The organism is Nonomuraea sp. NPDC049152 (assembly GCF_040648355.1).
In the GTDB taxonomy this organism is placed as follows: Bacteria; Actinomycetota; Actinomycetes; order Streptosporangiales; family Streptosporangiaceae; genus Nonomuraea.
In genome coordinates, this window is record NZ_JBEZDO010000026.1 from 18908 (window position 1) to 36376 (window position 17469).

Annotated in this window: 17 protein-coding genes; 10 read left to right on the forward strand and 7 right to left on the reverse strand. The window is 68.0% G+C overall.

Features of this window, described 5'->3' with window-relative positions:
- Positions 1–19 precede the first annotated feature (19 nt).
- Entirely contained in the window at positions 20–1045 is a 1026-nt protein-coding gene (locus tag AB0B45_RS36505; protein WP_358140262.1) for an adenosine deaminase, read from the forward strand.
- On the opposite strand, the gene AB0B45_RS36510 is transcribed toward AB0B45_RS36505, so the two are convergent.
- Complete coding sequence (locus AB0B45_RS36510) at positions 1034–1786, reverse strand: hypothetical protein (protein ID WP_358140265.1); 753 nt, start codon at positions 1784–1786, stop codon at positions 1034–1036. The two genes, AB0B45_RS36505 and AB0B45_RS36510, sit on opposite strands and share 12 nt — an antisense overlap.
- Positions 1773–2312 carry an RNA polymerase sigma factor gene (locus AB0B45_RS36515; RefSeq protein WP_358140268.1) on the reverse strand — a complete coding sequence of 180 codons (540 nt, stop codon included), beginning with the start codon at positions 2310–2312 and terminating at the stop codon, positions 1773–1775. The genes AB0B45_RS36510 and AB0B45_RS36515 overlap by 14 nt, the downstream gene beginning before the upstream one ends.
- Before the next feature lie 110 nt (positions 2313–2422).
- Here AB0B45_RS36515 and AB0B45_RS36520 point away from each other — a divergent pair, with 110 nt between their 5' ends.
- The 6 genes from AB0B45_RS36520 to AB0B45_RS36545 all read left to right on the forward strand — a co-directional run bounded on the left by AB0B45_RS36520 (position 2423) and on the right by AB0B45_RS36545 (position 10412).
- Complete coding sequence (locus tag AB0B45_RS36520; RefSeq protein WP_358140271.1) at positions 2423–3157, forward strand: class I SAM-dependent methyltransferase; 735 nt, start codon at positions 2423–2425, stop codon at positions 3155–3157.
- 728 nt (positions 3158–3885) lie between these two features.
- Entirely contained in the window at positions 3886–5751 is a 1866-nt protein-coding gene (locus AB0B45_RS36525) for an acyl-CoA dehydrogenase family protein (RefSeq protein ID WP_358140274.1), read from the forward strand.
- A 272-nt stretch (positions 5752–6023) separates the two neighbouring features.
- Positions 6024–7298 (forward strand): extracellular solute-binding protein, encoded by a 1275-nt coding sequence (locus tag AB0B45_RS36530; RefSeq protein WP_358140276.1) that lies wholly within the window; start codon positions 6024–6026, stop codon positions 7296–7298.
- Between the two features lie 63 nt (positions 7299–7361).
- Positions 7362–8246: a sugar ABC transporter permease gene (locus AB0B45_RS36535; RefSeq protein ID WP_358140279.1), complete on the forward strand. Its 885-nt coding sequence runs from the start codon at positions 7362–7364 to the stop codon at positions 8244–8246.
- Positions 8246–9091 carry a carbohydrate ABC transporter permease gene (locus AB0B45_RS36540; protein WP_358140282.1) on the forward strand — a complete coding sequence of 282 codons (846 nt, stop codon included), beginning with the start codon at positions 8246–8248 and terminating at the stop codon, positions 9089–9091. The genes AB0B45_RS36535 and AB0B45_RS36540 overlap by 1 nt, the downstream gene beginning before the upstream one ends.
- A gap of 175 nt (positions 9092–9266) precedes the next feature.
- Positions 9267–10412, forward strand: a complete 1146-nt coding sequence (locus AB0B45_RS36545) for an acetyl-CoA C-acetyltransferase (RefSeq protein WP_358140285.1) — start codon at positions 9267–9269, stop codon at positions 10410–10412.
- A 229-nt stretch (positions 10413–10641) separates the two neighbouring features.
- On the opposite strand, the gene AB0B45_RS36550 is transcribed toward AB0B45_RS36545, so the two are convergent.
- Entirely contained in the window at positions 10642–10779 is a 138-nt protein-coding gene (locus tag AB0B45_RS36550; RefSeq protein WP_358140287.1) for a hypothetical protein, read from the reverse strand.
- 240 nt (positions 10780–11019) lie between these two features.
- Between AB0B45_RS36550 and AB0B45_RS36555 the strand changes: the two genes are divergently transcribed.
- On the forward strand, positions 11020–11199 hold the full coding sequence (locus AB0B45_RS36555) for an ADP-ribosylglycohydrolase family protein (RefSeq protein ID WP_358140542.1): 180 nt from the start codon (positions 11020–11022) through the stop codon (positions 11197–11199).
- A complete protein-coding gene (locus AB0B45_RS36560; RefSeq protein ID WP_358140545.1) occupies positions 11163–11735 on the forward strand; it encodes an ADP-ribosylglycohydrolase family protein in 573 nt (190 codons plus the stop codon). The genes AB0B45_RS36555 and AB0B45_RS36560 overlap by 37 nt, the downstream gene beginning before the upstream one ends.
- A 9-nt stretch (positions 11736–11744) precedes the next feature.
- On the opposite strand, the gene AB0B45_RS36565 is transcribed toward AB0B45_RS36560, so the two are convergent.
- From AB0B45_RS36565 to AB0B45_RS36580, 4 genes are all read right to left on the reverse strand, one after another.
- Positions 11745–12488, reverse strand: coding sequence for a class F sortase (locus AB0B45_RS36565; RefSeq protein ID WP_358140290.1), 744 nt, complete (start codon positions 12486–12488; stop codon positions 11745–11747).
- A gap of 4 nt (positions 12489–12492) precedes the next feature.
- Positions 12493–13851 carry a hypothetical protein gene (locus AB0B45_RS36570; protein WP_358140293.1) on the reverse strand — a complete coding sequence of 453 codons (1359 nt, stop codon included), beginning with the start codon at positions 13849–13851 and terminating at the stop codon, positions 12493–12495.
- 146 nt (positions 13852–13997) lie between these two features.
- The gene (locus AB0B45_RS36575; protein WP_358140296.1) at positions 13998–14768 is read right to left on the reverse strand and encodes a class F sortase; all 771 of its coding nucleotides are present in this window, start codon (positions 14766–14768) and stop codon (positions 13998–14000) included.
- Positions 14769–14783: 15 nt separating this feature from the next.
- On the reverse strand, positions 14784–16142 hold the full coding sequence (locus AB0B45_RS36580) for a hypothetical protein (RefSeq protein WP_358140299.1): 1359 nt from the start codon (positions 16140–16142) through the stop codon (positions 14784–14786).
- Positions 16143–16638: 496 nt separating this feature from the next.
- Between AB0B45_RS36580 and AB0B45_RS36585 the strand changes: the two genes are divergently transcribed.
- Positions 16639–17406, forward strand: coding sequence for a hypothetical protein (locus tag AB0B45_RS36585; protein WP_358140302.1), 768 nt, complete (start codon positions 16639–16641; stop codon positions 17404–17406).
- The last annotated feature ends 63 nt before the right edge of the window (positions 17407–17469 follow it).

The window sequence follows — 17469 nt, forward strand, 5'->3', positions numbered from 1 at the left end:
GCGGGTTGAGTGGCACCATATGGAAATGGCACGTCCCCTCGCCTCACTGCCCAAGGCTCATCTCCACCTGCACTTCACCGGGTCGATGCGGCATTCGACGCTGATCGAGCTGGCCAGGGAGCAGGGCCTGCACCTGCCCGACGCGCTGGAAGAGGACTGGCCGCCCCAGCTCCACGCGACGGACGAGCGGGGCTGGTTCAGGTTCCAGCGCCTCTACGACATCGCCAGGTCGGTACTGCGCCGCGAAGAGGACATCTACCGCCTGGTGCGCGAGGCGGCGCAGGACGAGGCGGCGGAGGGTTCGGGCTGGCTGGAGATCCAGGTCGACCCTTCGGGGTTCGCCTCCAGGTTCGGCGGGCTGACCGCGACGCTCGAGCTCATGCTCGACGCCGTCGACAAGGCCGCGGCGGAGGCGAAGATCGGCATCGCCACGGTCGTGGCGGCCAACAGGACCAGGCACCCGCTCGACGCCAGGACGCTGGCCAGGCTCGCCACCCAATACAGGGACAGGGGCGTGGTCGGGTTCGGCCTGTCGAACGACGAGCGGCGCGGGCGGGCGCGCGACTTCGACCACGCGTTCAGGATCGCCAAGCGCGCGGGACTGCTGGCCGTCCCGCACGGGGGCGAGTTGCTGGGCCCCGAGAGCGTCGAGGAGTGCGTCCACGACCTCGGCGCCGACAGGGTGGGCCACGGCGTGCGGGCGGCGGAGTCGCAGCGGCTCATGGAACGGCTGGCCGACAGGCAGATCTGCTGCGAGGTGTGCCCGACGTCGAACGTGGGGCTCGGGGTGGTCGCGGACGCGTCAGAGGTGCCGCTGCGGCGGCTGTTCGAGGCCGGCGTGCCGATCGCGCTGGGCGCCGACGACCCGCTGCTGTTCGGCGCTCGGCTGCTGGCGCAGTACGAGCTGGCTCGCGAGGTCTACGGGTTCTCCGACGCGGAGCTGGCGGAGCTGGCCAGGCAGTCGATCAGGTCGTCGACCGCGCCCGAGCCGGTGCGCAAGGAGCTGCTGAAGGGCGTGGACGACTGGCTCGGCTCACCGGAGTGAGGCGGCGATCTCCAGCGCCCGCCGCTTGTCCTTCACTCCTTCGAGCCTGACGGCCACCTCGCCGTCGAACCAGACGAGCGTCGGGCCCGACAGGCGCAGGGGCAGCTCGGTGCCGTCCTCCCTGTCGACACGGCTGATCGTGTGCTCACGGTCGATCCACCAGCCTTCGGCGCCGTCGACGCCGACGTTGTCGGGCCATGGTTCACGGAGCTGCTTGACGAAGTAGGGCGCGAGTCCCTCGAACTGGTCGATCCTGACCCCGTCGGCCCAGAACAGGGAGACGATCCTGGAACCGTCGCTGACGGTGACGCGGTCGGGGGCGCCCAGCTCGGCAGGCACCTTCACAGGGAATCTCACCATGTGCCGGGCGGCGTCGAGGGTGACGGTCCGCTCCCCTGGGAGGGGCAAGGGGGACGCGGGCGGCGTGCCGTTCTCGCCGACGCGCAGCTCGATCCCGGCCAGGCGCAGGATGTGGACGACGGCCGCCCTGCCCTGCGGGGTGGCAGCGGTGAGCGCGACGACCGCGACCACGATGGCCGCCACCAGCCCCCACCTGGACCTCCCCCACCTCCGCCGCCGCGCGGGCCCGGGCCGCCGGCGGCTGGGGTCGGGGGCGGCTTGTTCGAGGCGGGCCCTTACGGCGGCCGCGACGTCGGCGGGCGGCGGGGCGGCGGGCACGTCGAGGACCTCGGCGAGCGCCATGAGCTCGGCCTCAAGACCGTCGTCGTCAGGCGAGGTCACGTTCCACCTCCTCCCTCAGCCTGGCCAGACCGCGATGCGTCCTGGACTTGACCGTGCCGACCGGCCAGTCGAGCACCTGCGCCGTCTCCTGTTCCGACAACTGCAAGAAGTACCTGCAGACCACGGCTTCCCGTTCCCGATCAGGCAGCTCCCGCACCGCGGCCAGCAGCCGCGCCCTGCGGTCGTCGGCGATCGCCGTACCCTCGGGATCGTCGGGCGCCTGGGTCGGGGTGACCGCCCCGACCCGCAGCGTCAGCTCCGACCTGCGCCCGCGGGAACGGGTCAGGTTGTGCGTCTCGTTGGCGACGATCCGCAGCAGCCACGGACGGAACGGCGAGTCCTTCCTGAAGCCGCCCAGGTGCCTGAACGCCTTCACGAACGCTTCCTGCACGACGTCCTCGGCCTCGTCGCCCGCGCCGAGCATGGCGGCGGTGCGGTGGGCGAGCGCGCTGTAGCGGGCGACCAGCACCTCGTAGGCGGCAAGGTCGCCGCCGAGGGAGCGGGCAATCGCCTCGTCGTCGTCCATATATAAGGAAAGATTCCATCGCACGAATGCGGCATCCGTCCAGAACGTGATTCCTTGTTGTGGCCGGGCACTAGACTCTGGCGGATCGGCTTTCCATGGAGGAACGGACTATGTCATCTGGGTACGACCGTGTGGTCCAGCCTGCCGCCGGAGACGAGGCTCTGGAGAACCACCTCGGCGGCGACGAGGCGAAGAACTACAGGCAGTACGAGTTCGACATGGTCGCCCCTCACGTCGGCCGCTCGATGCTCGAGATCGGTTCCGGTCTCGGCCACTTCGCCGAGCAGTTCCTGCCACGGCTCGACCGGCTCGTGGTGAGCGACTTCGACCCCTACTGCGTGGAGCAACTGCGCAAGCGCTTCGCCGACCGGTCTGAGATCGACGTGCTGCACTTCGCGCTCCCGGAACCCGTTCCGATGGAGGAGAAGGTCGACACCGTCGTGATGATGAACGTCCTCGAGCACATCGAGGAGGACGCGGAGGCGCTGCGCTCGCTGGCCCGCGTCGTCAAGCCGGGTGGCCGGATCATCATCTGGGTGCCGGGCTACATGCAGCTCTACGGAGACTTCGACAAGAAGGTCGGCCACGTCCAGCGCTACACGCCGAAGACCCTGCGCAGCTCGGTCGCCAAGGCGGGGCTCGACGTCGACGTGCTGAAGCCGATCAACTTCCTGGGCGGCATCGCCTGGTGGGCGGCCGTCCGCCGCGGCGGCGTCGGCTACCCCGACCCGCGCCTGGTCAAGATCTACGACAGGACCGTGGTGCCCGCGACCCGCCTGATCGAACGCTTCATCCGCCCGCCCTTCGGGCAGACGGTCTTCTGCGTCGCCCGCGTGCCCTCGTAGGCAAGCCTTTCCTCTGGGCAAGATCGTCGCATCCGACAGGATCTTCGTGGGCGAGCTCTCCGTGCAGGACACGTTCTTCCTGTGCGGCAAGCCACACCACCTTCCTGTACGGCAAGCCACACCACGGCCACCGGGGTCACTCGGTGGCCGTCCGTCTTTCACGCGTGCTCCAGCAGGACTCCGGCCGGTCGCCGTCACGTCGCCCGTAAAACCCGGCCCCTCCCCCTGACGCCGGGCCCAGCGCTACCGGTGCGCCGAAGCCGCCACGCCAACGACCCTGTCGTCTGCCACCCCAGCCCCGCACGCTCGTTGACCGTCTCCCTGGAGGGACGCCGGCCCGCGCCGAGGGTGGGCTTGACCGGGCTTGCCGTACGGACCCCGAAGGACCGCACCCCGCGCCTCCGGCCACCTTCACCAACATCGCGGCCCCGCACCTCCTGAAGACCGCACCGCCCGCGGACCTCCTGAAGACCGCACCGCGCACCCGCGCTCCTCCTATAGACCGCACCGCCCGCGGACCTCCTGAAGACCGCACCGCGCACCCGCGGTCGCCCCGGGTGAACGCGCCCCGCGTATTCGGTCACTGACTGCGGAGAAGGGCGGGGAGTGGGGCGGGCCGCTCTCTTGAGTTTTGGATGGGAGATCAGTGGCCGGAGATCGGGGGTGGTCAGGGGTAGGGGTGGGGATCAGAATCCGAAGAAAGCGTTAGTCGGAGATGGGCGGCCGTCATGACCGAGTACGCGCAGGCGCGAGAGGTCGCGGAGCAGGCCAGGCAGGCCGAGTGGGAGCGGCCGAGTTTCGGCAAGCAGCTCTTCCTCGGGGATTTCAGGCTCGATCTGGTGCACCCGATTCCCGCGGTCGACGAAACCGCCACCAAGAAGGGCGAGGAGTTCGTCCGAGCCCTGCGGCGCTTCCTCGACAGGAAGGTGGATCCCGCGGAGATCGAGCGGACGGCGGTGATACCGGATCCGGTGATCAGGGGGCTGGCGGACCTGGGCGCGTTCGGGATCACGATCGAGGAGGAGTACGGCGGCCTCGGCCTGTCCCATCTCTACTACAGCCGCGCGCTCATGCTGGTCGGCTCCTATTCTCCGGCGCTGTCGGCGTTGCTGTCGGCGCACCAGTCGATCGGGGTGCCGCAGCCGCTGCGGCTGTTCGGCACCGAGGAGCAGAAGCGGGAGTTCCTGCCGCGCTGCGCGCGCGGGGAGATCTCGGCGTTCCTGCTGACCGAGCCTGACGTGGGGTCCGATCCGGCGCGGCTGTCGACGACCGCGACCCTTGACGGCGACGAGTACGTGCTCGACGGCGTCAAGCTGTGGACGACGAACGGCGTGCTCGCCGATCTGCTGGTCGTCATGGCACGGACGGGAAAGAAGATCAGCGCGTTCGTCGTCGAGGCGAACTCGCCCGGCATCACCGTCCAGCGACGCAACGCTTTCATGGGCCTGCGCGGCATCGAGAACGGCGTGACGAGGTTCGACGGCGTCCGCGTCCCCGCAGGGAACAGGATCGGCCGCGAAGGCGAAGGGTTGAAGATCGCGCTCACCACGCTGAACACGGGTCGCCTGTCTCTTCCCGCCACCTGTGCGGGCAACGCCAAGTGGGCGGTGAAGATCGCGCGCGAGTGGTGCGGCGCGCGGGTGCAGTGGGGGCGCAGGATCGGCGAGCACGAGGCGGTCGCGACCAAGCTGGCCTTCATCGCCGCGACCGCCTACGCGCTGGAAGCGGTCACGGACCTGTCGAGCAGGATGGCCGACGACGAGTCGAACGACATCAGGATCGAGGCCGCGCTGGCCAAGCTGTTCGCCACCGAGATGGCGTGGCGGGTGGGCGACGAACTGGTCCAGATCAGGGGTGGGCGCGGCTACGAGACGGCCGAGTCGCTGGCCGCAAGGGGTGAGAGGGGCGTGCCGGCCGAGCAGATCCTCAGGGACCTGCGCATCAACCGGATCTTCGAGGGCTCGTCGGAGATCATGCGGCTGCTGATCGCGCGCGAGGCCGTGGACGCGCACCTCTCGGTCGCGGGCGAGCTGATCGATCCCGACGCGTCCCGGCAGGACAGGGCGAAGGCGGTGAAACGCGCCGGCGCCTTCTACGCCAGATGGCTGCCCGGCCTGATAGTGGGCCACGGCACGCTGCCCGTCTCCTACGCCGACTTCGGCCCGCTGGCCCAGCACCTGCGGCACGTGGAGCGCAGCAGTCGCAAGCTGGCCAGGTCCACCTTCTACGCGATGTCCAGGTGGCAGGGCGGCCTGGAGCACAAGCAGGCCTTCCTCGGAAGGGTCGTCGACATCGGCGCCGAGCTGTTCGCGATGACCGCGATCTGCGTGCGGGCGGACGAGGACTCGCGGGATCTGGGCCGCCGTCCGGTGGAGCTGGCCGACGCGTTCTGCCGCCAGGCGAGCGACAGGGTCGACGCGCTGTTCGACCGGCTGTGGCGGAACACGGACGCGCAGGACGTCAGGGTGGCGCGGTATCTGCTCGAGGGCCGGTACACCTTCGTGGAGGAGGGCGTGCTCGATCCGTCCATCGACGGCCCGTGGATCGCCGCGCCGTCCGGCGACGAGGACGTGCGGCGGCATCTCGGTGCTTGATAAGTAACGCCAGAACGCTTGTTTCGCTCAAAATCGTGCAGCATGCTCGTCACAATGCCGTACGTGACACATGCGGTCTAGACCGGTTAGGGCGATTTGACCGTCTCGGTGTTGTCAAACCGATACCAACCGGTATAGACCGGCTGCGGAACAGAGGCTTACTCTGACGCAAACGCGTGGAGCCCTGGCTCGCGCACACCCCAATACCCTGGGCGGTGTCAGGTGGCTGGTACGGACCAGCGCACCCGTCCGATGAGAAGGCGGTATCTACGGTGAACATCAAGCTTGTGGGCGGCGCCGCTCTCGGCCTTGCCACCATGCTGGTCCTGTCCGCGTGCGGGGGCGGCTCCCAGCCTGCGGCGGGCGGCGACTCCACCGGACAGGCCGGCGGCCCGGTCACGCTGAAGATGGTCGCGGCCGACTACGGCGACAACCCGACTGCGGACAACGCGGGCACGAAGTTCTGGAAGTCGGTCGTCGACCAGTTCCAGGCGGCCAACCCCAACATCAAGGTCGACGTCCAGGTCATCTCCTGGAACGACATCGACAAGCAGGTCGCCACCATGGTCCAGAACGGCCAGGTGCCCGACATCCTGCAGACCGGCGACTACTCCGGTTTCGTCAAGGACCAGCTGCTCTACAAGACCGACGAAGTCCTCTCGCCCGAAGTGTCGAAGGACATGCTCACCAAGTTCGCCGACTTCGGGAAGGTCGACGGCACCGCGTACGGCATCCCGTTCGTCTCCTCGGCCCGCGCGCTCTTCTACAACAAGGAGCTGTTCGAGAAGGCCGGCATCGCCGAGCCGCCGAAGACGTGGGACGAGCTCAAGGCCGCGGCCGAGAAGCTGAAGGCCGCGGGCGTCAGCCAGCCGTTCGGCCTCCCGCTCGGCCAGGAGGAGGCGCAGGCCGAGTCCTTCCTGTGGATGCTGGGCAACGGCGGCGGCTACACCGACGCCTCCGGCAAGTGGACGGTCAACTCCCCGGCGAACGTCGAGGCGTTCCAGTACGTCAAGGGCCTGGTCGACGCGGGCCTCACCACCCCCAACCCGGGCACCAAGGACCGCAAGACGGTCTGGGAGGACTTCGCCGCGGGCAAGGTCGGCATGGTCAACGGCGGCCCCATGTCCATCCCGATCTTCGACAAGGGCGCCGTGAGCGGCAAGTACGCCGTCGCCCCGATCGCCGGCAAGACCGGCCCGCTCGACACCACCCTCGGCGTCATGGACTGGATCATGGCGTTCAACAAGAACGGCCACGCCGCCGAGATCAAGAAGTTCTTCGACTTCTTCTACACCGGCGACGCCACCCAGAAGATCGTCGACAACTACAAGCTGCTGCCCGTCACCAACGGCGGCATCCAGAAGCTGTCGGGTGACGAGAAGCTCAAGCCCTTCCTCGACGCGCTGCCCAACGCCAGCTTCTACCCCTTCAAGGACCCCAAGTGGTCCGAGGTGAACACGACGATCAAGCAGACGGTCGGCGGGGCCGTCAAGGACGACCCGGCGAAGGTGCTCGGCGACATCCAGAAGGTCGCCGAGGGCAGCTGATCCTCTGGGGTCGGTACGGCCGGCGCTTCCCCGCGCCGGCCGTACCCACATGGAAGGTTTTTCATGAAAAGGTTGCGCGTCCTGGAGCCCCTGGCTTGGGTCGGGCCGGCGGTGGTGCTGATCGCCCTGGTCGTCCTCTGGCCGGTCATCGAGATGGTTCGGACGTCGTTCCTGGAAGTCAGCCGGTTCGGCGTCGTCCGGGGCGGGAACGGCACCAAGAACTACGACAAACTCTTCGCCGAGACCGACTTCTGGCCCGTGATGTTCCGCAGCCTCGTCTGGGTGGTGGCGGTCGTCGGGTTCACCGTGCTCATCTCGCTGGCGCTGGCACAGCTGTTCAACCAGAGATTCCCCGGACGCAAGATCGCCCGGTGGGCGCTCATCGCGCCGTGGGCCGCCTCGGTGCTCATGACGTCGATCATCTTCAAGTGGATGCTCGACCCCGAGGTCGGCATCATCAACCTGATCAGGCGTGACCTCGGGCTGATCCCCGCGATGGGCGGCGCCGACGCCGACCAGCTCGGCCAGGCCGCCACGGCGTTCCCCTGGCTGATCTTCGTGGCGGTGTTCGTGTCCGTGCCGTTCACCACCTACGCGCTGCTGGCCGGTCTGGCCACGATCCCTTCGGACGTCTACGAGGCGGCCAAGATGGACGGCGCCTCCAAGTTCAGGACGTACTGGTCGATCACGCTGCCGCTGCTGCGTCCCGCGCTGACCGTCGCCGCGCTCATCAACGTGATGAACGTCTTCAACAGCTTCCCGATCATCTGGTCGATGACCCATGGCCAGCCCGGCTATTCCACCGCGACCTCGACGATCTTCATGTTCATCCTCAAGGGCTCGAACATCGGCGAGTCCGCGGCGATGTCCGTGGTGAACTTCGGCATGGTGATCATCCTCACCGCCATCTTCCTCAAGATCTCCAAGTGGAAGCAGGAGGTGGCGTGATGGCCCACTCCCGTACCGTCACGGGCAGCCCCATGCCGTCGGTCAAGAAGGTGGTCGTCGCGGCCTCCGCCTATGTGATCGCGTTCATCTTCCTGTTCCCCTACCTGGTCATGCTGCTCACCGCGCTGCGCCCGCAGAGCAGTCTGCGGGAGGCGGCGTACTTCCCGACGTCGTTCGAGTGGTCGAACCTGCTGAACTTCTGGACCGGCGGACTGGCCGACAACCTGCTCGTGACGCTGAAGGTGGCGGGGGGCTCGACCCTGCTCGTGCTGCTGGTGGCGCTGCCCGCGGCGTACTACTCGGCCAGGCACAACTTCAGGGGGCGCACGGCGTTCCTGATCCTGGTGCTGATCACCCAGATGTTCCAGCCGACCGCGATGCTCGTCGGCATCTACCGGGAGTTCTTCCAGTTCGGGCTGGTGGACTCGACGTGGTCGCTGATCCTGGTCAACGGCGGGTTCAACCTGGCGTTCGCGGTGTGGATCCTCAACGCGTACTTCGCCTCCATCCCGAGGGAGCTGGAGGAGGCGGCGTTCATGGACGGGAACGGGCGCTTCGGCGCGCTGTTCAGGATCACGCTGCCGCTGGCGATGCCCGGCGTGATCACGGCGCTGATCTTCACGTTCATCGCCGCGTGGAACGAGTTCGTGGTCGCGCTGACGCTGACGACCAGCCCGGAGAACCAGCCGCTGACGGTGGCGCTGAACTCCTTCATCGGGCAGTACTCGGTGGACTGGCAGAACCTGTTCGCCGGCTCGGTGATCGCCACCATCCCGGTGATCATCCTGTTCGCGCTGATCGAGCGCAAGGTCGTCGGCGGCCTGACCGCCGGCTCCATCAAGTAGCTCCCTCGCGCCGCCGCCCGTCCCGGGCGGCGGCGTCTTTCCGTGCGGCGGCGCGCGCGATCGCGGACCTGAGGGGGCCGACCTCCCGTCGAGGCGACCGGCACGGGCACAGAGCAAGGTTCTGCTGTAACCTCTCACTGACCGAATGTTGCTCGGTTTCGACCCGGGAGGCACAGTGGCAGAGGCATACATCGTCGGGGCGGTCCGCACCCCCGTCGGTAAGAAGAAGGGCGGCCTTTCCACCGTCCACCCCACCGACCTGGCCGCGCTCACGCTGAAGGAGCTCATCGACAGGACGGGCGTCGACCCCGCCGCGGTCGAGGACGTCATCATGGGCTGCGTCATGCAGTTCGGCCCCCAGAGCATGGACATCGCCCGCAACGCGTGGCTGAGCGCCGGACTGCCGGAGACCACGGCGGGCGTCACCATCGACCGCCAGTGCGGTTCGTCGCAGCAGTCGATCCACTTCGCCGCCCAGGGCGTGCTGTCCGGCACCCAGGACCTGGTGGTGGCGGCGGGCGTCGAGTCGATGAGCGTCGTCCCGATGGGCTCGTCGATCACAGCCGCGCTGGAGAAGGGCATGCCGTTCCCGTTCGGCGACATGTGGGTCGAGCGATACGGCAAGCAGGAGATCTCCCAGTTCCGCGGCGCCGAGCTGATGTGCGAGAAGTGGGGCCTCACCCGCGAGGAACTGGAGAAGTACGCCTTCGAGTCGCACCAGCGAGCCGCCAAGGCCATCGCCAACGGCTACTTCAAGGACCAGATCGTCCCCGTCAACGGCGTCGAGGACGACGAGGGCCCGCGGGCCGACACCACGCTGGAGAAGATGGCGGGGCTCAAGACGCTGAAGGACGGCGGCGTGATCACCGCGGCCACCTCGTCGCAGATCTCCGATGGCTCGGGCGCGCTCCTCATCGCCTCCGAGCAGGCCGTACGCGATCACGGTCTGACCCCGAGGGCCCGCATCCACCAGCTCGCCCTCACCGGCGACGACCCCGTCTACATGCTCACCGCGCCCATCCCCGCCACCCAGAAGGCGCTGCGGAAGGCGGGCATGTCGATCGACGACATCGACGTCACCGAGATCAACGAGGCGTTCGCGCCCGTGCCGCTGGCGTGGATGCGCGAGCTCGGCGCCGACCCCGCCAAGGTCAACCCGAACGGCGGCGCGATCGCCCTCGGCCACCCCCTGGGCGGCACCGGCGCGATCCTGATGACCAAGCTGCTGCACGAACTCGAGCGCACCGGCGGCCGGTACGGCCTGCAGACGATGTGCGAGGGCGGCGGCCAGGCCAACGTCACGATCATCGAGCGCCTCTGACAGACCCGCCGGGCCGGTCAGCGGGACTCTGGCGGGCTTCCCACGCAATCCTGACCGGCCCGGCGCCCCGTCGCTCAATCCGCCGACGACGTGATCACGACACCCCGGCGCGGCCACGCCGACCGCGATCGGCGAGCGCCGCCTCGCATTCGGGCGTTACCGGCGGATCGCCGGCCCAGAAAAGGTCGTGCGCCGCTCCCCGGGAGGCGGGGAGCGGCGCACTGCCCACCTACCGCCCCTTGGGCGGGATGCGGCGCGGCGGCGCGATGGGCCGCTGCGGCATCTTGGGCATCTGTTGAGGAATCTGCGGCATCTCCCTGCCTGGCAGGGCGGTGCCGTGCTTCTTCTTGCCTGAACGAACACGCATGAGAATGCTCCTTTACGCGACTTGCGACGCGGCCGCATCACGGAGATGGCCGGTCGGGCAAGCTCAGCTGCCGCGTCTGAACGGACGAGGTCTGACTGCTGAGTGGCGGTCGGCTGATCAGGTCAGCCCCGCGCATTACTGGTAAAGGCGCATGTCCAAGACATTAGGTGCTCCCCCGAACCCCCGCAACCCGCTTATCGGCGGGTAGAAAGGAGCGAGATGTCGAGAGGGAGGACGAGTATGGATCGGGTACGGCGGGCCGTGGGCGCGGTCGTCGGATCGGCTGTCGGCGACGCGCTGGGGGCGCCGTACGAGTTCGGACCGGCGGGCGCGTTCTCCGCCGCGTTCCCTGGCGGCGGCGGGGAGATGCGCCCCGGCGGAGGCTGGGAGACGGGCGAGCGGCGGGCAACGGCTCGCTGATGCGGGCCACCACGACCGCCGTCCACTTCGCGGGTGTGGGCCGTGCCGCCACCATGGAAGCCGCCAGGCGCATCGCCGCTCTCACCCACGGCGACCCCGCGGCATGGGAAGGAACCGCGATCTTCCACGACCTGGTGCGGATCGCGCTGGACGGCGACGACCCTCTCGCCGCGGTGCCCGAGATCCTCTCCCACGTCGACCCGGGCGAGCGAGAGCGCTACGCGGTCGTCCTCGCACCCGGCTGGCGTCCCGACCAGGCCACCGAGTTCAACGGCGCCGTCTGGCCGTGCCTCGGCTCGGCGGTGTGGGCGGTGCGCACCACCTCGTCGTACGACGAGGCCCTGCGCGCGGCCGTCGACGTGGGCGGCGACACCGACACCGTCGCAGCGGTCACCAGTGGGCTCGCCGGCGCCGTCCACGGGATGGACGCGATCCCCGCCCGCTGGCTCGAACCGCTGCACGTCCCGCTGCCCGGTGCCGCTCCCGCCCGCGTGCTCCGCGTCGACGACCTGCGTATCCTCGCCGAACGCCTCTGACCCGCCCGCCTAGGAGCGGTGGGAGCTCGTCATCGTCGCGTAGACGATGATGTTGTCGGTGTAGTGGCCCGTGGAGCGGTTGTAGATGCCGCCACAGGTGATCAGGTGCAGCTGGGCGTTGGCCTGGTCACCGTACACACGCTGCGTCGGGAACGTCGTCTTCCCCGCCTGCTCGACCCCGCCCACGGTGAACACCGCCGTCGTGCCGTCGCGCCGCTTCACCTCGATGACGTCGCCGTTGCGGATCTCGCCGAGCCTGCTGAACACCGCGCTCCTGGTGCGCGTGTCCTTGTGCCCCAGCATGACCGCGGGACCCGCCTCGCCCGCCGTGGACCCGTGCCGGTACCAGCCGACGAGGTTCGGGTTGTCGATCGGCGGCGTCTGGATCGCGCCCCTCTTGTCCACGCCCACCGACGTGACGGGCGCGTTGATGCCGAGCCGCTTGACGACCAGCCTGATCGGGTTCGACGGCTGCATCGGCGGCGCCGGAACCACCTGCGGCAGCGGCGGCGGCACCGTCGGCGGCGCCTCGAACAACGCCTGCTTCGGCTCGCCCTGCTTGATCGCGTCGGGCTGGCTCGACAGCGACAGCGACTGCCGCCCCTCCGCCAAGCCGTACTCCTCGGGGCTCATCAGCATGAACACCAGCCCGACGACCACGGTCAGCACCCCCGCCACCGCCGCGAAGATCAGCGTGGACCGCAGGATCTGGCTGCCACGATCGTCGTACGGCTCGGGATACTGTCCGCTCACCGGGTCAACCCCGAGACGCGGTACGGCGACGCAGCACCAACCCGCCCACGGCGGCGGCCAGCACGATCAGCGAACCGGTGACCACGAACATCCGCCCGTCAGGACCCAGCTCGCCACCACCACCGGTCTCGGCGGCACCCTTCGGCGTCTTGGTCACCTTGCCGTTGCCCCCGACGGGCGTCTGGGTGACGGTCGCGGTGACGGTACGGGTCGGCTTGGGGCTGGCCGAGGTGTTCGACGGAGTGGGCGAAGGCGACGTCGACGTACCCGTCCCCGCGCCAACGGTGAGCGGGTAGGTCTTGAGGTTGGCCGCGTTCTGCACTTCGCACCGGATCGCGGGGTCCGTTCCGCTGGCCGCGTTGGATCCGAAGTTGACGTTTCCTGGCTTCACCGTCGCCGTGCCCGCGCTCGTGGACGTGGTCTTCATACTGACGGCGGTGGTGGGCAGCGGAATGATCTGGCCCGCTGTGATGGTTCCGGTGGTGCCCTCTCCGGTGGCCGAGGTCAGGTTAGTGATCCCGGTGAGTGTGGCATAGGGGAAGATCTTCGGGCTCAGGGTGCCTGTGGTCGGCGCCTTCAGCTCCTGGCCGGACACGTAGGTGCCCTTCCACCCGATGCTGAACTGCTCGTTCGCCTTGGCTGTGGTGGGCATGGTCAGCTCGACCTTGATCTGCACGTTCTGAGTGTCCGCGGTGCCCGGGCCCGTGCACCTGTAGGTGACGATGTCCTCCGTGCCGGTGCCGCCGCCGGTCCCGCCGACCGTGGCGGTCAAGCTCGCCGGGGTGGCCGTACCCGCGGTGCAGCTGGTCTCCGGCAACGGCGTCCCACCGCTCGGTGTCACGACCAGGTAGAGGCTCGCCTGACTCGCAAGGGGCTTGGCGACGACGGACGTGGCGCCCGTGGTGAGCGCGCCGTTCACCGTCTTCGCGGGAATCGAGGCAGACGTCCCACTCGGCACCTGGGTGCTCAGCGTGACTTCCTGATCCCAGACCGGCTCGGTCCCCGTTGTACCGGTGGCGCTCACGCCGGTCACGTCGAGATCGGCCTCAATCGCGATCTTCGACTGGGCGGCGAGAGCCTGGGTCGCCTTCGCGGTGACGAACTCCCACTTGATGGGGACACTTGCGCCGGTCGCGACATTGTCGGGCATGGTGATCTTGACCTGCACCGTGTCGGCGCCGGCGAAAGGACCGCCCGTGCAGTTGAAGGGGATCGTCATCGTCTTGTCCACAGCGGCTGCCGTCGAGGCTTCGGCCGGTGTCGCCAGGCCGACGATCGATCCGACGAAGAGAGCCAGCGTTCCCGCTAGCCCCAGGGCAGAGGTCTTCAGGGCGAGGCGGCGCCGCGCCACGGACTTCAGCACTGTCTCTCTCCGTTCCAACAGCAGGCGACCATTTACAACTGGCGTAACAGGATTACAGGCCATGGTCACGGTTCGGTAGAGATCCTACGAACTGTGTCTGTGAATCGTCTTGAAACTGCCAAAAATCGGCACAAATTTCCCTGCCGTTACCCCTTTTTCTTTGACAGGGTCGCGTAGACGACGACGTTGTCCTCGTAGTGGCCGTTGCTGCCGACCATCCCACCGCATGTGATCAACCGCAGCTGGGAGTTGTCCGTGTTGCCGTACACGCGCTTGGTGGGGAACGCCGACTTCTTCACCTGCTCGATCCCACTGACCGTGAAGCGGGTGACCTTGCCGTCGGTCCTGTACACGTAGATCTGGTCGCCCTTGGCCAGTTCCTTGAGCCGCCTGAACACCGCGGCACCGCTCTTCGTCGTCACGTGCCCGTTGATGATCGCCGGGCCCTTCTCGCCGGGCACGGGGCTGAAGCGGTACCACCCGGTGAGGTTCGGCTTGGTCAACGGCGGCGCCCCCAGCTCGCCCTTGGCGTCGACGGTCACCGCACCGATCGGCGCGTTCACCTGGATGTTGGGGATGCGGATGCGCGTCGGCTTGGCCTTGACGCTGGCCTTGATCGGCGCCACGACCGCACCGGCGGGAGCGGGCGGGGGCGCGGTCAGCACGGCGGGCGCCAGTGGCTTGTTGGGTCCGCCAGGCCCGACGGTCGGCAGGACGAACGAGTTAGCCACGTTGTACAGGCCAACCGTCTCCCCGCCCTGACCGGGCTGGGCCATTGGGACCCCGCCGTCAGATCCGTCGTCCACCGGCGTGATGAAGGCCAGCAGACCCGACATGATGGCCGCCACGCCGCCAAGCGACCCAGCGATCAGCAGCCCAGGAAGGGCCCTGTTCAGCAGCGACTTCTGCTCGGTCATGATCCGCCCCTCCCTCTAACGTCGGTTCCCGGCGTGCGCGGCGCGCCGCCGTCTCATGACGATTCCGCCCGCCGCGCTCCCGAGAAGCAGCACGGACCCACCTGCCAGCAGTGCGTATGGCTGCTGAGAAGCCTGGGGCGCCTCGCCGGAGGGCACGCCGCCGAAGGGTGTCTTCTTCACCTGTGCCGCGACGTAGTTGGTCGCGGTCGGCCCCGCCGACGGCTTGGGCGTGGCGGTGGGCGTGCTAGTCACGTTGCCCTGAACAATCACGAGCCTGTCGGCCCCGGTCTGGTCGCTGTTGTGATTGCTGTTGCCGTTGTTGTTCTGGCCGGGCTGACTGCTCGACGGCGTGGAACTCGGCGACTTGCTGGGAGTGGCGGACGGCGAGGCCGATGGCGTCGTGGGCGTGACGCTCGGCGACGAGCCCGGCTTGTCCTTGACCGTCACTTCGACCGACACCGGAGCACTCACGATCTTGCAACTGGCCCGGTGAAAGTCCGTAGGCACCTTGGAGTTGTTGGTGGTCACCCGGAAGGCGTCGAGCCAGGCCTTCTTCGTGGTGTCATTTGTGATCTTGATCTTGTGCTCGCCATACGGCAGCAGAGGCGACTCCCAGAGAACATGGCCCCCGCTGTGGACCTCGTTGACTGGATCGTCTTCGCTGTTACGCGAGGGATCCACCGTGCCCCGCTTCACACCGTCGATCTCGATCGAGACGGGACCGCCTTCGTGGTCACGCGGGCCGATGTACTGCACACCGGTCCCGATAAACCGCAGCTCTGCCCAGTCGTACTGGGTGGAGGTCTCGTGGTAGTCGTTGTGGATGTGGTGCTCGGAGCCAGGCCGATTGATGATCGGCGCCCATCCGGGACTGTAGTTGATCACGTGATCGCGCGGATTGTCCGCGTCGTTCCCGTCGTTGACGTTCGCCTCGCCGTTGGGCGGCGCGAAGTCGACCACGATGTCCTTCGGCTCGATTTTGATGACACCAGACCGGGTGATCAGCCCAGGGTCCGAGATACCGGCAGGCAGCGCCAGCGGCTTGTCCAGTTGGAGCGACTCATCGATCTTGGTCGCGCCCGTCGGCTGGAGGATGCCCTGCCAGCTTCCGGTGATCTGCACGTTGCCCATGACGTACATCTGCGCGCCACCGGCGTAGAAGCCGGGGGAGGTGAACCGGCTCGCGTCCTTGTATTCGAGTGACCACTTCAGGTCGAGCCCGCCGTCGACGACGAGGTCCGTTGCGAACCTCAGCCGGGTCCGCAGCCTGACCGGCGTGTACTTGGCGATCGAGGCATTCCCGACGTTGTAGCAGTCGTAGTCGATGACCAGGTCAGCCGGCGCGGCCGACGCCGGAGTGGACGGCAGGACCACGCACACGCCCGCCACCAGTCCCACCGATCCGACTGCTAAAGCGCTCCGCCATCGAGCCACCGCACACTCCGATCTCACAGAAGGCCAAGAGGAGATCTTAAGGTTTCAAGCACCTGCGACACACGCGAAAAGGGCGACAAACGACACTTGTGATGAACCCGTGTCCCACAGTGTCAATCCAGGTCATCGAGTGATCATGCCGCCTTCACAACAAGACCGAAGTACGCTTCGCCGAAGTACAGTCCTACCTTTTGAGGAAGCGTGATCCCCAAGCCGGAGCGCGTCTTCGCCAGAGACTTCGAGCGGCACCATCTGTCGGCATTCGCCGAGCGGGCGGGGTCTCCCCCGCTCTTCCGTCGATCATCCAGCGCGAGATCGATCGGGCGGTCTCCAGGGAGGCTCCCGTCTCGCTCCTGTTGTGTGGTTCCGCGATGTCAGTCATGGGGGATTGCCGGCAGGAAGCGCCCCTCTTCGTGGCCGAGCGTCCCTCGAACTCGTGGTGCGCCCCTTCGACTACCCGCTCGCCGCGAAGTACTGGCGCCTCGACGACCCACGGCTGGCCGTACTGGTGCACGCGGCGGCGGACGTCCGCGACACCGCCCTCTACCATTCGGTGCTCGCCGCCGTGGCGAACGGCAACGCGACCCGGGGCGGCATCGCGGGCTACATCGGGCGCAAGGCCGCTGACATCGGCCACCATCTCAACGTCCTGGAGGACAGGTGCCTGCTGCGTCGCGAAGTCGACGCCTTCCGTCCGGGCCGATCCGTGTACCGCGTGTGCGAGCCCCTGATCAGCTTCTACCAGGTGGTCATGCGCCCCCAATGGTCGCTGCTCGAGAGCGGCAGGGCCGCCGCGGTCTGGCAGGACGCACGCACGAGGTTCAAGGGCCAGGTCGTGGGGCCGCACTTCGAGGACATGTGGCGTGACTTCGCGAGAACGGAGTCGCTCTTCGGCGAACTGCCGGGCGAGGTCGCCGCGGGAGTGGTCGCCGACACCGCGCGCCGCACCCAGATCGAGGTGGACGTGGTGGTCTTCGCGGCGACAGAGCCGGGAAAGCCGCGAAGGATCCTGTCCCTGGGCGAGGTGAAGTGGGGTACCCGGATGAACCAGGGCCACGCCGACCGGCTGGCTCACGCACGTGACCTTCTCGCCGCGAAGTACGACGTGCGAGACACCGTCCTCTCCCTGTACGGCGGAGTGGGATTCGACCAGGAGATATCGGGGGCCCGCGCCTTCGACCTGCATGACCTCTACTCGGTCTAGCGCTGTGACCGGGAACTTCACCGAGTGGTGTTCTGATCATGCGATCGTGACGCTGGATCCGAA

What these genes read in the sequence shown, in the direction of transcription:
- AB0B45_RS36575 (WP_358140296.1), bottom strand. Translation starts at nt 14,768, where the DNA reads ATGACCGAGCAGAAGTCGCTGCTGAACAGGGCCCTTCCTGGGCTGCTG.
- AB0B45_RS36520 (WP_358140271.1), top strand. Translation starts at nt 2,423, where the DNA reads ATGTCATCTGGGTACGACCGTGTGGTCCAGCCTGCCGCCGGAGACGAG.
- AB0B45_RS36525 (WP_358140274.1), top strand. Translation starts at nt 3,886, where the DNA reads ATGACCGAGTACGCGCAGGCGCGAGAGGTCGCGGAGCAGGCCAGGCAG.
- AB0B45_RS36515 (WP_358140268.1), bottom strand. Translation starts at nt 2,312, where the DNA reads ATGGACGACGACGAGGCGATTGCCCGCTCCCTCGGCGGCGACCTTGCC.
- AB0B45_RS36540 (WP_358140282.1), top strand. Translation starts at nt 8,246, where the DNA reads ATGGCCCACTCCCGTACCGTCACGGGCAGCCCCATGCCGTCGGTCAAG.
- AB0B45_RS36550 (WP_358140287.1), bottom strand. Translation starts at nt 10,779, where the DNA reads ATGCGTGTTCGTTCAGGCAAGAAGAAGCACGGCACCGCCCTGCCAGGC.
- AB0B45_RS36535 (WP_358140279.1), top strand. Translation starts at nt 7,362, where the DNA reads ATGAAAAGGTTGCGCGTCCTGGAGCCCCTGGCTTGGGTCGGGCCGGCG.
- AB0B45_RS36555 (WP_358140542.1), top strand. Translation starts at nt 11,020, where the DNA reads ATGGATCGGGTACGGCGGGCCGTGGGCGCGGTCGTCGGATCGGCTGTC.
- AB0B45_RS36505 (WP_358140262.1), top strand. Translation starts at nt 20, where the DNA reads ATGGAAATGGCACGTCCCCTCGCCTCACTGCCCAAGGCTCATCTCCAC.